This is a genomic window from Ensifer sesbaniae (assembly GCF_013283665.1).
Lineage (GTDB): Bacteria > Pseudomonadota > Alphaproteobacteria > Rhizobiales > Rhizobiaceae > Ensifer > Ensifer sesbaniae.
Genome location: NZ_JABEKU010000002.1, coordinates 1,299,004 through 1,313,167, shown reverse-complemented (window position 1 = coordinate 1,313,167; position 14,164 = coordinate 1,299,004). Strand labels below are relative to the sequence as shown.

Sequence of the window (14,164 nt, the reverse complement as noted above, 5' to 3'; positions counted from 1 at the left end):
CTGCAAGGCGCTGAACGGGTGCGGTCCGGCTGTCCGTATCTCCGCATTTCCCCGTATGTCGGTCCAGACGAGCGGGTTTTGGGGGTGGCCAGCAAGACCGACCCCAGATCGAAATGTCACTGTCCGACGACGACGTGATGGGCGCCATGGGGAACAGGAACGCGGCCGAGCCTTTCGAGCGCGGGGCGTTCGCCGCGTACCACGCGAAAAACTTCGAGACCCGCACCGCTGTCAGCATCCGCGCCAGCATGGCCCTCGAAAACAGTAGCGAGGAAATGGTCGCCGGTCAGGTCGAAGCTGCCGCCCTCCGGCAGAACGCCGTTGACCGGATAGTCGGCGACCTTGGCGATGGAGCCCGTCTCCGGCTCGAAGGTGAGCAGGGTAACACTTGCCTCGCGTTGGAAACGCGGCGATTCCTGAAGGAAGGGCGTGCCACGCATGTTGACCGTGGCAACCAGGCGTCCATCGGGGCTGATCGCAATGCCCTCCGCAGAAACATCGGTCTCGGCACCGCTGATCCTTTCGTGCCGCGCATCACCGTTCTGGGCTTGCGGATCGGCGATGCGAATGACGCTGATCGATGAAGGCGTCTGCGGAAGCCGCCCCTCAAGGTCGGAAGCGGTGAAGTCCCGACCCCAGTCGGACGTCAGATAGTAGCGGCCATCCGGGGTGAAGCGACCGACGAATGGATCCCGCCCGACCTCGACGATGTTGCCCCAAGATCGCACGCTGAGAGCTCCGTTTTGCTCCGTCACCGCAAAGAACGCGACCCGGTTCTGCGTGTTTATGTTGACGGCTAGAAAGCGACCGCTCGGATGCCATTGGACATTCGTCGCCGTAATGCCGCCGCGCGGTCCGGAAGACGAGCCCTCCACGCCGAGATCGCCCAGGCTGAACCGCGCGACTTCCCCGAACCTGCCGTCGGCGACGGCAGCGATCTGAAGATAGCTCGCGTCCGGGGTATTCGAGACGACCGCCACCCTGTCACCTTGTGGGCCGACGGAGAGCGCCTCAGGGAACGGGGCGATCTCAATCGTATCCGCGATCACCGGATTTGCCTTGTCGCTGAGGTCGACCGCGAAGAGCCGGTTCCCCGGCGAGAGGTCCCGCACCGTCTCTCCACCGGCCGGCCGTTCACCGAGCCGCTCCACCACGAAAGCGGTCGCGCCGTCCGGCGTGAGCGCGATGACTTCCGGCGCCGCAGTGACGGAATTCGACACGTTGAGCGAGGCGGTGCGCACCGTACCATCCTCGATCGTCAGAATGGTAAGTCTGTCGCGCAGACCAGCCCCCGCAGGTGCGAGCCGGCCCATCGCGTAGGTTTGGGCAACGGAAGCCAGAGCACCCTTCAGGACGAGGGGCTCGGCCGAAGCTGGCTATCCTTCAACCAGAGCGCAATGTTCGGTCCTAGTCATGAGAGCAATCCGAGACCATGCTTTTGCACTATCGAGAGCAGCTTCAATGCTGGGCCGCTCGGCCGCTTCGCGCCGGTTTCCCACTTTTGCACTGTGGATTCACTGGTGTTCAGGTAGCGCGCGAAGACTGGCTGGCTGACATGATTGTTCTCGCGCAGCGCCTTGATCTCACCCGGCGTCAGCTCCTGCGGGACGGACAGGCAAGTCTCGTCGAAGGTCTTCATGGTTTCCTTGTCGATGGTGCCTGCCGCATACATGTCTTCGACGGCGCTATGGATCGCCTCAAAGGCATCGCTCTTGAACTTGCGCTTGGTCGTCATTGCAAATCTCCAGTAGGGCGCCGGTCCCGATTTCGGCATCAAGCTCGGCCTGCGTCTTGCGCCGATAGAGTTCGGCGAGCTTCCGGAAAGCCAGGAACTCGTCGTCATCGATGTTTGCGCGGTCCTTCTTCGCGAACAGATAGGCGAACACCCAGTACTCACCGGCTTTCGCCAGAACGATCGAACGATGCATGTTATGTTGAGCCGCTTCTTGAACACGCCGCCACCGAGATCGTCAGCCTGTCCGCGTGCGACTTGCTCAATCGCCTTGCAAGGGCCTTGTCGGAGATCCACGCTTTCTTCGCTGCCTTGGAAAACCACGCCGTTTTGAAAGTTCGTTCTGACATCACTTCATATAGCACTAGGTGCTACGCCTATCAAGTTGTCGGGAAAATTTGCGGGGACTACGCTGCTTCCCATACCGTCCTGGGGCAAGAAGCGACCGCACGCTACGCTATCGACCCGGCCAGGCTGGCAACCTGACGTCTCAGAATAGTTAGGATTTCCCGGAAAGAAAAAGTCACTCGCTGCAGTGGGCGCCTTTTGAAGTTGACCGGTCGCTTGTTTTGGGATGCCAGCGATCTCGTCATCATGGCTCCTGTTGTAGGCGTTGCAGACCAACTCTGGGACCGCTGCGTTTCGCTGTTGAGCTAACAGCTTTGGGGTCGCCGGTGCCTAACAATAAGCGATTGTCGAGCGCAACAACGACCGTCGTGCCGGCATAAGAGCCCGATTAAAAATGGCCACGTACGACCGGCCACTCCGACCGCAGGATACCAGTAGACAGATGCAACCAATTTGGTGCCGTCAAACGAGAAGAACGCGAAATGATGGCGGTTAGGATCAACCAGAGGTAAACATATGGCAGTAACCGCGAAACCAGCCAATCAACATCAAGGGGGGGAACGATCAATGAGCATTGCAAAAGGGGGCCGCATTCTTGGCAAACTGTTCGGGTGCCTTGTTCTGTTCGCTGCCCACGAGTCTTTCGCCGAGGCGCTGGTGGATCCCGACGTTATGGCGGTCGTGGAAGGCGGGTACTGGAGAGAAGACGGCATTGGCGAAGGCAGCTATCGCATCATCGTTGTAAGCCAGGGTTTCGAACACGTTTCGTCGCGCGTCGTGGCGGAATGGAAGCTAGCGGGGAGCGAGAAAGGCCGGGCCCGGATTGTTCATTCCGTGGAACTCGTCAAAGGCGGGGTCTACAGCGTTGGCGCGCCCGAGATTGAATTTTCCGGAGATGGAGCACGAGTTGAGGTTGGGGGTACCGCGACTTTTTCGCCAGGCACGACAGTTGTTTGCCATTTTGCGCTTGCTCCTGGAGGGAAAGTCGACGTGCTCAAAGCGTGTGGCGAATAGCAGCGTCGTACTTGTGCTGGGTCGGGAGCCTTTCAGCGCGGTAAGAAGCGGCTGAACGACAACGCCACCATTCGTTATGCGTTGCCTCCGATCGTGGCCGCGCCTGAGACGTGACGCAACACCCCTTTGACGCCCTGGGCGATCGAGCGTTTTGATCTCGACGCCACACCCGGAACTCCGTTCGGCTTGTTTTTAGTGCCGTTGTAGGAAACATAGAAGATGCATACTCCGACGGCCCGTGTCTCGGAGCGCATGCTGCCCTACGCCCTGGGACGTCATCACACTGCTAGTCCCAGACGGAACGTCCGGGTTTTCGACGGAAACCTTGAAGCTTGGTTTCCAGTTGCGAATGGTTCGCGCGACGATTGTGCCACGTTTGTTCCCGTTCTGTGCCAACGTGCGCTGATCATGACCGATGCGCCCAATCGCGCATTCCGATGGGATCTTCCGCGGTTGCTCGACGAGCCTGTTCCAAGCGCGGCAGCATTGATCGACGATGTCGTCGTAGTCCTTGAAGACGCGGTTCGACAACCAGTTGTCCCTCATGAACTGCCAGAGGTTCTCGACCGGGTTCAATTCCGGCCACCGCGGCGGCAGAAACATCAAGGTGATGTTGTCCGGCACCTTCAGCTTCGGCGTGACGTGCCATCCGGCTTGGTCGAGAATGAGCACGGCATGTGCTCCGGGATCGACGGCGTTGCTGACAAGGTGTTCCTGCATCGCCTCTGTCGCAATAGGGAAGGACGAGACCAGCACCCTTGCCCTTCTTCGGGCAGATCGCGCCGAAGATGTCGGCCCACATCGTGCGCTGATCATGCGGTGATATCCGGAATTCCTCAAACAGCCACTGAACGGGGTCCTTGCGCCGCCAACGCACCGTGCACAGCGGGAATCGGCCGCTTTCAACGGTTTTCGCCAGCGCCTGCCGTTGCGCGTCGTTCAGCTTCGCGGGTCCACCCGGTGCTTTTCCGTTGATCAGTCCATCGGGACCGCGCTCGTTAAACCGCACGACCCAGTCGAGGACGATCTGCACCGTCCCGCTGCCGAGGCGAGCGGCCTCTGAACGAGAGCCGCCGTCGTAGATCGACGCCAGCGCAAGCAAGCGACGGGCTTGATCGGCATCCCTCGTTTGCCGAGCCAACCGCCGGAGCGCCAACCCATCATAATCCTGTCGCAAAGAGATATCGCTGAACCCACCGCAAACCTCCTGTTTGCAGCATCGATTCGGATTCGAAGCCCAAAAGGAATCGGGAGGGTTCTGTGAGGTCGCGCAGGGATGGGCTGGCGAACTGGCGCCGGGCGCGACCTCATTGAAGCCGGATTGAACTCGCCCGCTGACGCTGGCACGGCGCTATGGATTTAGTGCTACGGCGTTTGATCGTGGCGCGCCGGTATTGATGGCGCGCGCCGCTGCGGCGGGGGCAATGCCGCGGTGCGGTGGCGTCCGGCGCTGGTGTTGCGGGGAACACCGGGGTCTTGAGCGCGGCTTTGGCAGCGCCAGAACCGCAGCGAGATGACACAGGAGCTCAGATCGGCATCGCACCGACCTGGGCCGGTACGGCAAGGCTGTCGGGACCGGCGGCAGGCACTCATGACATGTCGGGCCATGCCCGCGCCCGCCGCAGCCTGGCGGTGATGCGCAGGATGCCGCCGCAGCAGGGACAGACGGTCGGATCGAAGCGGGCGCGCTGGTGCCCGGGCTGCCCGCCTTCGGCCCGGCGGCGTTGCGGTGGGGCACCGGCCAGCAGTCGGCTGATGACGGCGAGGCGGGCGCGGCGGATGCCGTTGGCGGGGAAGTCGTAGTGGCGGATGCGGTGGAAGCCGACGGGCAGGCTGGAGCAGGAAACGGCGGATGAACTCGTGCGGCGCCAGCGTCATCGAGCGCGGTGCGTTGCCGTGGAGGTAATCGCGATCGCGCGTGGCACCCTGGCATTTGGGGCAATGGCGGTTGCGGCACGAGTTGTAGGCAACGCTGCTCAAGGCGCAATCGTCGCAGGTCTCGACATGGCCGCCGAGCGCCGCAGTCCGGCACAGCTCGATCGCCGCCATGACGCGGCGCTCTCCCCGGCCGAGATGACCGTCATGGGTAGGACGATAAGCGGGGGCCATGGCGGCGGAAGATGTCCGCCACCTCCAGCGCCGGTCGCATAGCGCGATCTCAGGCCGGCGGCACGACCTCCAGGCGCAGCCGATCAAGCGGGCTCTCGGTCCGGGCGATCGTCGTTGTCGCCACCTGCGTGTAGCGCGCCGTCGTCGACAGGTGGGTGTGTCCGAGCAGCACCTGGATGATGCGGATATCGACGCCGCTCTCGAGCAGATGGGTGGCAAAGCTGTGCCGCAGCGTGTGCACGCTGACCCGCTTGGTCAATCCCGCCGCCTTGGTCGCCGAACGGCAGGCGGCATACAGCACCTGCGCATCGATCGGCTTGTCGCCGCGTCCGGGAAACAGCCAGTTCCTCGGGCGTGCCAGCCGCCAATAGGTGCGTAGGATGGCAAGCAACTGCGGCGACAGCATCACCGTGCGATCCTTGGCGCCCTTGCCGTGACGGACCTGAATCACCATGCGCTGGCTGTCGATGTCGGCGACCTTCAGGCTCACCGTCTCCGAGGCACGCAGTCCAGCGGGATAGGCGGTCGTCAGCGCCGTGCGTGCCTTCAACGACGGCACCGCCTCGAGAAAGCGCACGACCTCGTCGGCGCTCAAGATCGCCGGCAGCTTGCGGGGCGTGCGCGCATAGGCAATCCGCTCGGGGATCTCCGCCCGGTCCAGCGTCACGCCGTAAAAGAAGCGCAAGGCGCAGACCGTCTGGTTGAGTGCCGGCCAGGAGATGCCCTGCGACACCAGGTACACCTGGAAGCGCGCACATCCTCCAAACCCAGCCGATCGGGGGAGCGGTCGAAATAACGGCTGAACTTTGTTACGGCATGCAGGTAGGATCGTTGCGTGGCCGGCGACAGGTTGCGGAGTGTCATGTCGTCGATCATGCGGCGGCGCAGCGGGCTCACCGCTGCCGGAGCGTCGGTCATCGGTCGGTCTCCTGGTCAGGGGTTGGTTCTCAACACCCCAACATCCCATCAGGAGACCGCGCCTCCAAACCCGACCTCTCCCGCATCAGCGGGTTAGTTCAATCCCACGAGAGTCAGACATTGCGCTCGTTGTATAATGTATCCACTGGAAACCGTGGCGCCGGGCAACGATGCTCACCGTCGCATCCGCCTCGTAGGTCTCTTGAATAATGGCCAGCTTCTCCGCCGTGCTCCAACGCCGTCGCCGTTCCGGACCCGAAAGGACTTCCATCTTAAAATTGCTACTAGTCATCTTATCAACATTACTCCTACCCACTTAGCTAAGTAAGGGAGCATGTCCGTGCCTTTCGGGGGCTAATTCAACCTCTTCACCGTCATTGCGGGGACCAGCGGATTTGGATCAAACATCAAACCAAAAGAGAATACTCAAACGGCACATGAAGCGGAATCTCGAAAAGCCTTCCGTCAGGCGTTGCATGCTGGTCATATCCGTAGTCGGCGACCCATAGGCTCATCTTGCTTGGATCGTCGCTGGACGGCGCGAGCTCGACGCCCTTGGGATAGAGGCCCCTGCCGTCATTATACGGATTTGGTCGCTTCGCCAGGTCTGTGATCGTCTCCAGGATCTGCCCGGTGTCGGCGCTCACCTTGAACACATTCTGGCTGAAGAAGCCAACGACGTAGAAGACGTTGTTCTGGACGTCGTAGGCGATGCCTTCCGGATTGGTGATCGGGTCGGGGAGCTCGATCTTTCTGACCAAATCGCCCGCCTGCGTGACCTCATAGATCGAGTGGGTCAGCTCTCCGGCGATATAGAGATTGCCGGTCCGAGGATTGATCGTGACGTCTTCCGTGTCGATGACCGTACTGTCGAGACCAACGGTCGAAAAACTTCTAATCGGTGTTGGATGTAAAGGATCCGTAGCATCTAGGACCAGGACCTTCTTCTTATCGTCATCGGTGACAAACATCAGGTGCTGCCCGGTGTTCGGATCAACGCCGAAGGCCACGCCTGTGGGTTCTTTGGTGAAGGACGCCAGGCTAATCGTCGCGAGACGTTCACCCCTGGTGTTGAGCTCGAACATATTATCGTTCGAGAAATAGGGAGACTCATCGGCTTCAGAGTCGACAAGAAAAAGGGTCCCCGTAAACGGATTCCAGCCCAGCCCCGCCGGATCGCCGCTTGGGTAGATATTGGTCGCCCATTCGTGCGTGTCGCTGACGTGAATGCTGACGGTTGCGGTGTTGCTCGTGGCAATCCCGTCGCTTGCGGCATATTTGAAGCTGTCGCTGCCTGTATAGTTGGTGTTCGGGGTGTAGGTGAACGAGCCGTCCGCATTGAGCGCCAACGTCCCATGGGAGGGACCGGAAACAAGAACCGGATGCAACGGATCACCATCGACATCCTTGTCATCGCCCAGGACGCCCTTGCGCACCGGAATTGTGATGCTCGTATCCATGCTCCAGTTGTAGCTATCCCCCCCGGCGGTGGGCGCGTCGTTGGTGCCGGTGACGGTGACCGTCAGGGTCGTGGTGGACGAGGCGCCGTGGTTGTCCTCGTTGGTGTAGCTGAACACGTCAGTTGCCGTCTGGCCGTCACGGAGCGCCTGCACCGATGGGTTCAGGTTGTCGAGGGTGTAGGTGAAGGCGCCATCGGCGCTGAGCGACAGCGTGCCATATGCGCCTGCTATGGCGGCCCCAACGTTCGCCGCCGCGCCGTTGACTGCCGAAACCACGTGCGTGTCGCCAGAATCCGGATCGGTGTCGTTGGTCAGAACGTTGCCGACCACCGGATTGGGGAAGCCGACATTGTTCGTGTCTTCCTTGACGGATGCTGCATCAGCCACCGCGACGGGCGGGGCCGATGTGACACTGACGCTCACGGTTCCCGTCGCAATACCACCGTTGCCGTCCGAAATCTCGTACATGAACGACGCTTGTCCGGCGAAGTCCTGATCGGGAACATAGGTGATCGTACCGTTATCGAGGCTCACCGTCCCATGGATATCGCTGTCGCCGGAAACAGCCGTCACAACCAAGGCATCCTTATCGAGATCGGTGTCGTTGGTGAGCAAATCTGCGGCTGCAAAAACAAGCGCCGTGTTGACACCGGTCGACAGGGCATCGTTCCCGGCAACGGGCGCATCGTTGGTGCCGGTTACGGTGACCGTCAGGGTCGCGGTGGACGAGGCGCCGTGGTTATCCGTATTTGTGTAGCTGAACACATCAGTTGCTGTCTGGCCCTCAGCGAGAGCCTGCACCGACGGCTGTGAGTTATCGAGGGTATAGGTGAAACTGCCGTCGCCGTTGAGCCGCAGCGAGCCATATATGCCCTGGAGGGCGAGCCCGACATTTGCTGCCAGGCCGTTGACTGCTGAGACCGTGTGCCCATCGCCGGAATCCGGGTCGGTGTCGTTGGTAAGGACGTTGCCGCTAGCTGGATTGGGAGACGCCGCGTCATTGGTATTTTCTTTCACCACGGCACCATCGGCCACCGCAACCGGCGCGTCGTTGGTGCCTATGACGGAGATCTTCACCGTCGTGATGGACGAGGCACCATGGTTGTCCAAATTTGTGTAGGTGAAGACGTCCGTTACCGTCTGGCCGTCAGTAAGCGCCTGCACTGACGTCTTCGAGTTGTCGAGGATATAGGTGAAGCTGCCATTGCTGTTCAGCCGCAACGTGCCATAGGTACCCTGAACGCCGGCCCCAACATTCGCTGCCAAACCGTTGACCGCAGATACCGTGTGGGTGTCGGCGAGATCCACGTCGGTGTCATTGGCAAGCACATTGCCGCTCACCGGGTTGGGGAAGGCTGCATTGTTGGTGTCCTCCGTGACCGAGAAGGAATCGGCCACTGCGAGCGGTCCATCGTTTACGCCGGTGACGGTCAGCGTGAGCGTTGTGCTCATGGTCTTCTTGCTTGCGTCGACGGCGGTATAAGTGAAAACGTCCGTGCCCGTTTGCCCTTCAGCAAGGCTTTCGGCCTTCGGCGTATTGGCGGTGTAGCTGTACCTGCCATCGGGCCAAATCGTCAGATAGCCGTAAGTCCCTTGAATCGTTGTGCCGCCCGAGGCCACGTTAAACGAACTGCCTGCGAACTTCGTCTTGGTAACCTGGATGAGGCCGGTATCGTTTGAGAGCACATTCCCCGTTCGGCTGGCGTCCTCAAGAATGGAAACTGTGTCGGACAATGCCTTCGAGGTACTTTTGGCCATGTTAACCCCCCATGACGAGAACAGGCGGACACGCGCAGCCGTCCGCCTGTTCCGCGCGTAATTCGGTTGTCAGATTGGATAGAATTGAAGCCTGCCGTGATCCCTGTCCGATACGGCGGGGTCATGCAGCAAGTTCACGTACTCTTTCGTGAATCGGTGTTGGACGTAAGCTCGCGATCCGTCCGCAAGATCTTTTCGGCAAGCTACCGCACGTGAGGTGAGTGCCAACTCATCCCTTTGCACCAGCGGTGTCGTATCCCTTAATAAAGAAACAACTAAAACGTCTATCGCTCCAGCCTTCTGAAAATACCAGCTCGGCGCGCCCCGAACAAGGTCCGGTCTGAACCTGCCGTTTTACCGTTCGACGGTCTGCCCGGAGGTAAGCACAGTATGGGCCGATCCGACGATAAGGCAACCGACCGTGACCGCCTGAGGTAGAGCCGCTGGGTTCCAGGGGACGCAGCGACCAGAACCGTCCTGAAGGGTAAGCGCGAACGGTTCTGGGTTCGGCCAGACGCGCTGTGTGGATGATGCGCGATAGGCACTGCGAATTATGCGCCCTTTGGGTTCGTCAACAATCTCCCTAGGACTTATGCGCTCGCCTATGGGACCCAAGTCGGATAGCGGGGAACACTTTTCTCTCGGCGCGTTAACTCGCCTCGGATCTGGATGCATTCGTCGCCGCCGGAGGCGGTCACCAACCTTCAATTACGACGCGAGCGCTCTGAAGCAAAGGGTTCCTCTGTCAAACGGTGTTTCCGCCGCCTTTGTTCTCTTCCTGTCGCAAGGTTAGTGGGAGTAACCGGGCCGTAGGCCGACCGGAGGTTGCCGAGACCGAAAGCCAAAGGCAAACGGATTTTGTTGCGGGGAGAGACACCAGGCACTCTCAGGATCATCACCGAGGTGAGCGAGGTTGCATCTCGTCGGATCGCAGGGGCGTTGCTGCCACCCTCCAGGTTGATAGTCGCGCTTTAGCGGAGCCGATTCAATCTGCTCGGCTATCGATAGCCCCCGAAAATAGGGGGAACCTTTTTCAGTCCTTAACGTTCGGGTGACGGGGCAATGTCGCATGAGGGGAAAATGGAAACCGTAACTTTACTTCTGGTTGAGGACGAGGCGCTGCTGCTCTTGGAATTCGAGCAAGCGCTGGCGAACGCCGGCTTCGATATTGTAACGGCAACCGATGCACGGGACGCCATGCGGATCTTAAACGCCCCGACCCCACCAATCGATGGCGTTGTCACTGACATCCGGCTAGGTGCTCCACCTGACGGGTGGGATATCGCACGCACCGCGCGAGAAATCGACCCACAGATTCCCGTCGTTTATGTCAGCGGCGACAGCGCTCGTGATTGGGCCTCGAAGGGTGTCCCGAACAGCGTTATGCTTGAGAAACCCTTCGCCATGGCTCAGCTCGTGACGGCGATCTCGCAACTCCTAAACGACACGAGCACCAGTCAGCCGTTGGTCGACTGAGAATGTCGCGTCCGCGCTGTCAACTCCCCGATTGCGCCCAAGTCCGACGCGTGTCGGCAGTGCTTTGCGTTCCGCACGCGCCGTTTGTGCGGGCTCAGGTAAGTTGCTATCGTGTAAACGGCTCGGATCTCTACGATGGGGTTGGCCGGAGACTGCGATGGAGATCGAAATGAAAACCGGTAACGGGCACACGGTCGATCGCGATATGCAGTCACTACCAACCAATGCTCCAAAAGCACTATCCGAGCAGTGTCAACTGCTCGGGACCGGCGATTACCCTGCCGAAGAGATCCTTAAAGCTCTGCCGGTGGCCGTCTACACGACGGATGCGGACGGGCGGATCACTTTTTTCAATGAAGCGGCCGTATCGCTTTGGGGTGTTCGCCCAGAACTCGGCAAAACCGAATTCTGCGGCTCCTGGAAACTCTATTGGCCCGATGGTACGCCATTGCCGCATGACGAGTGTCCAATGGCTCTGACCCTGCAGCAGAGATTGCCTGTGCGCGGATATCAAGTGTTGGCGGAGCGGCCAGACGGTACCCGGGTGGCGTTCATCCCTTACCCTACGCCGCTGTTTGACCGCACCGGTGCGTTCGTCGGCGCGGTGAACCTTTTGATGGACATCAGCGAGCTCAAAGCGCCCGAGCAGCGCAACCACGAGAGCGGAACGAAGTTCCGCTCTCTTTTCGAAAACGTTGGTGCGGCTGTCTGGGAGCGAGACTTTTTGCGTGTCGTCGACCTGCTGGACAGCTTGCAGGCTGAGGGGGTGAAGGATTTACGAAGCCATCTGGCGGCACATCCAGACGTGCTGCAAGAAGCAATCACGCGCGTCCGGATCCTTGACGTCAACCCATTCGCAGTTGAACTGTTTGAAGCGACCAGGAAGGAAGAGTTGCTTCGATCTTTCCTGCCGGAAACGTCGGCGATCTTCCTCGAGGAATTGGTGACCATCTGGGAAGGCGGACGGCGGTTCGGCAGCGACACCGTAGTGCGCACTCTTTCCGGGCGACGGATCGACGTCGTCTTCACAATCGTTTTCGATGGTCCGGGCTGCGAACGCGCCTATGTCTCCATTCTCGACATCTCAAAGCGCAAGGTGAGCGACCGCCGGCTTGAGGCGGTCGACAAGATCGCCAAGGCGATCGCGAGTAAGAATCTGGATCATATCGTTCAGACGGTCACCGACGCCGCGACTGAACTCACCGGGGCCAAGTTCGGTGCTTTCTTCTATAATCGCACCGATCCCGACGGTGAGCGATACACGCGCTATACCCTGTCAGGCGGGCCACGAGCGGCTTTCGAGAACTTCCAACTACCGCGCAATACGGCCGTCTTCGACCCAACCTTTCGCGGCCTTAGCGTTGTCCGTTCGGCGGATATCCGAGCCGACCCGCGCTATGGAAAGTCGGCTCCTTATTACGGGATACCGAAGGGGCACCCGCCAGTGGTCAGCTATCTGGCCGTTCCAGTCATTTCGCATTCGGGCGAGGTACATGGCGGCCTTTTCTTCGGCCACGACCAACCGGACGTCTTCACCACCGAAGCCGAGGAGACGGTCATCTCGATCGCAACCCATGCCGCTGTCGCAATCGACAACGCTCAGCTGTTCAAAGCGGCGGAGCGTGAAGTCTCTGAACGGCTCCAAGCCGACCGAGCAGCTCAGCAACTCGCCGCCATCGTCGAGTCGTCGGAAGACGCGATCCTGTCGATGGACCCCAATGGTGTAATCGCCAGCTGGAATGCTGGAGCTGTGCGGCTGTACGGCTACACCGCCGAGGAGGCGATTGGACGTCCAGTTACACTGCTGATCCCTGAGGACCATCTTGGCGAGGAGCATCACATCCTGGCGCAAATCCGTGCTGGTGATCCCGTCGACCATTTCGAAACGGTAAGGCGTCGCAAGGACGGCACCCTGATCCCGGTCTCGCTTCGAATTTCACCGATCCGCGACAATGGTGGGGTCATCATCGGCGCTTCGAAGATCGCGCGCGACATCAGCGAACGCAAGCAGGCCGAGCAACAGAAAGACCTGCTCATCCGCGAAATGGCCCACCGGATGAAGAACCTGTTCACCGTATCGAGCAGTGTGGTAACGCTCAGTGCGAGATCCGCGAGTTCTGCGGATGAGCTCGCTACGGCCGTCGGCGCGCGGCTGGCTTCCTTAGCGCGAGCGCACGCGCTCACTCTCCCGCGATTGGGTGGCGCAGAAACCGGGGAGGGTAGCGCAACGCTGCAGGAGCTGCTGGGCACATTGTTGTCACCCTACGCTGGCGAAACAGATCAGGGAAATCGAGTGACGATCCGGGGATGTGACCTTTCCGTGTCACGCTCGGCCATAACGGGTCTTGCGCTTGTCGTGCACGAGTTGGCAACGAACGCTGCCAAATATGGAGCGTTGTCAGCCGACAGTGGCCGACTCGATATCGAATGTACCGACCGTGGGGAAACGCTGGAACTGGTCTGGACGGAGCGAGGAGGGCCGGCTGTCGTGAAGACGGAGACAGAGGGTTTCGGGACGAAACTTGGCAAGCTCACTCTAGAGAAACAATTCCGCGGAGAGATCAACCGCATTTGGGACCCGGAGGGGCTCGTCGTTCGACTGATTGTTCCGAAAGATCGGTTGCAGCAAGAATAGGGCCATCTGTCGTGACAGGTGCAATGTGCCACGGTCCCGTACCGGCACGGGATGTGCCATCGTTGGTCGCGAGCATAATGACGAGCAACGACTGACTGAACTAGTTTTTGCAGGAGCGATTGCATCGATGCACCACCAACGAGAGCGATCCTTCCATCATCGACGATTCCTGGATGACACCGCCCGTGAAGAAGGTGAGCTGACCCGGCAGGACTAGAACCTGCATGAGGCTTCGGGCTTTTGGGAGATTGGTCACGTCAGGCTGGGAGAGTTGGCGGGGTCACCGATCCGCTCGCTCTGCCATAATGCCAATGCTTCCAGGTCATTCGATTGCCACTCTCTGAGTCGCTTCTCCGCTTTCGTCGAGATCGACAGCGTTGCTGAGCGGGGCGGCCGCGATTGCTTTAATTTGTTGAGCGAGAGCCGAAAGCTTCTGAGCAATGTCCTGCAGCTCGGACGGTGAGTTTGTGCCCGCGCGGGTGCCCTTTACGCCATGTTTGTCCACGTTCTCGTCCCTTGCGATTGGACTTGGGTGCTCAGTATATTTCCAACTTTCGGCTCGGTGCTGGCGGTGACGAAATAGCGGCCGCCGGCATCGCCCCTACCACCGCGACCGCATCGGGCCACAACAAGCTCGAAGCTTCGCGCTGAATTGGGTTCGGCGCTACGAACATGGGCCGTATCGATGCTGATGACAAACTCTTTGCGTCGATC

At 60.1% G+C, this 14,164-nt stretch carries 7 protein-coding genes and 5 pseudogenes; 3 read left to right on the top strand and 9 right to left on the bottom strand.

Features of this window, described 5'->3' with window-relative positions; genetic code table 11:
• Positions 1 to 116 precede the first annotated feature (116 nt).
• The 3 genes and pseudogenes from BHMPCIPO_RS23835 to BHMPCIPO_RS23825 form a co-directional block, all read right to left on the bottom strand.
• On the bottom strand, positions 117 to 1,313 hold the full coding sequence (locus BHMPCIPO_RS23835) for a lactonase family protein (RefSeq protein ID WP_173519253.1): 1,197 nt from the start codon (positions 1,311 to 1,313) through the stop codon (positions 117 to 119).
• Positions 1,314 to 1,411: 98 nt separating this feature from the next.
• On the bottom strand, positions 1,412 to 1,735 hold the full coding sequence (locus BHMPCIPO_RS23830; protein ID WP_173518361.1) for a helix-turn-helix domain-containing protein: 324 nt from the start codon (positions 1,733 to 1,735) through the stop codon (positions 1,412 to 1,414).
• A pseudogene (locus tag BHMPCIPO_RS23825) lies at positions 1,698 to 2,082 on the bottom strand (type II toxin-antitoxin system RelE/ParE family toxin). Before BHMPCIPO_RS23825 ends, BHMPCIPO_RS23830 begins: the two are co-directional and overlap by 38 nt.
• Before the next feature lie 565 nt (positions 2,083 to 2,647).
• On the opposite strand from BHMPCIPO_RS23825, the gene BHMPCIPO_RS23820 reads away from it, so the two are divergent.
• Positions 2,648 to 3,094: a hypothetical protein gene (locus BHMPCIPO_RS23820; RefSeq protein WP_173519252.1), complete on the top strand. Its 447-nt coding sequence runs from the start codon at positions 2,648 to 2,650 to the stop codon at positions 3,092 to 3,094.
• A 406-nt stretch (positions 3,095 to 3,500) separates the two neighbouring features.
• Here the strand turns inward: BHMPCIPO_RS23820 and BHMPCIPO_RS23815 are convergent.
• The 5 genes and pseudogenes from BHMPCIPO_RS23815 to BHMPCIPO_RS23795 all read right to left on the bottom strand — a co-directional run bounded on the left by BHMPCIPO_RS23815 (position 3,501) and on the right by BHMPCIPO_RS23795 (position 9,339).
• A pseudogene (locus BHMPCIPO_RS23815) lies at positions 3,501 to 4,277 on the bottom strand (transposase).
• Positions 4,278 to 5,011: 734 nt separating this feature from the next.
• A pseudogene (locus tag BHMPCIPO_RS32625) lies at positions 5,012 to 5,243 on the bottom strand (transposase zinc-binding domain-containing protein); the annotation flags it as partial.
• Between the two features lie 9 nt (positions 5,244 to 5,252).
• A pseudogene (locus BHMPCIPO_RS23805) lies at positions 5,253 to 6,121 on the bottom strand (tyrosine-type recombinase/integrase).
• Between the two features lie 145 nt (positions 6,122 to 6,266).
• Positions 6,267 to 6,413, bottom strand: a pseudogene (locus tag BHMPCIPO_RS23800) (transposase); the annotation flags it as partial.
• A gap of 115 nt (positions 6,414 to 6,528) precedes the next feature.
• Positions 6,529 to 9,339, bottom strand: a complete 2,811-nt coding sequence (locus BHMPCIPO_RS23795; protein ID WP_173519251.1) for a cadherin-like domain-containing protein — start codon at positions 9,337 to 9,339, stop codon at positions 6,529 to 6,531.
• A 1,080-nt stretch (positions 9,340 to 10,419) separates the two neighbouring features.
• Between BHMPCIPO_RS23795 and BHMPCIPO_RS23790 the strand changes: the two genes are divergently transcribed.
• Together BHMPCIPO_RS23790 and BHMPCIPO_RS33030 are read left to right on the top strand one after the other, a co-directional pair.
• Positions 10,420 to 10,815 (top strand): response regulator, encoded by a 396-nt coding sequence (locus BHMPCIPO_RS23790; protein WP_173519250.1) that lies wholly within the window; start codon positions 10,420 to 10,422, stop codon positions 10,813 to 10,815.
• Between the two features lie 157 nt (positions 10,816 to 10,972).
• The gene (locus tag BHMPCIPO_RS33030) at positions 10,973 to 13,450 is read left to right on the top strand and encodes a PAS domain S-box protein (protein ID WP_246304525.1); all 2,478 of its coding nucleotides are present in this window, start codon (positions 10,973 to 10,975) and stop codon (positions 13,448 to 13,450) included.
• A gap of 322 nt (positions 13,451 to 13,772) precedes the next feature.
• On the opposite strand, the gene BHMPCIPO_RS23765 is transcribed toward BHMPCIPO_RS33030, so the two are convergent.
• The gene (locus tag BHMPCIPO_RS23765) at positions 13,773 to 13,955 is read right to left on the bottom strand and encodes a hypothetical protein (protein ID WP_173519249.1); all 183 of its coding nucleotides are present in this window, start codon (positions 13,953 to 13,955) and stop codon (positions 13,773 to 13,775) included.
• Positions 13,956 to 14,164 lie beyond the last annotated feature (209 nt).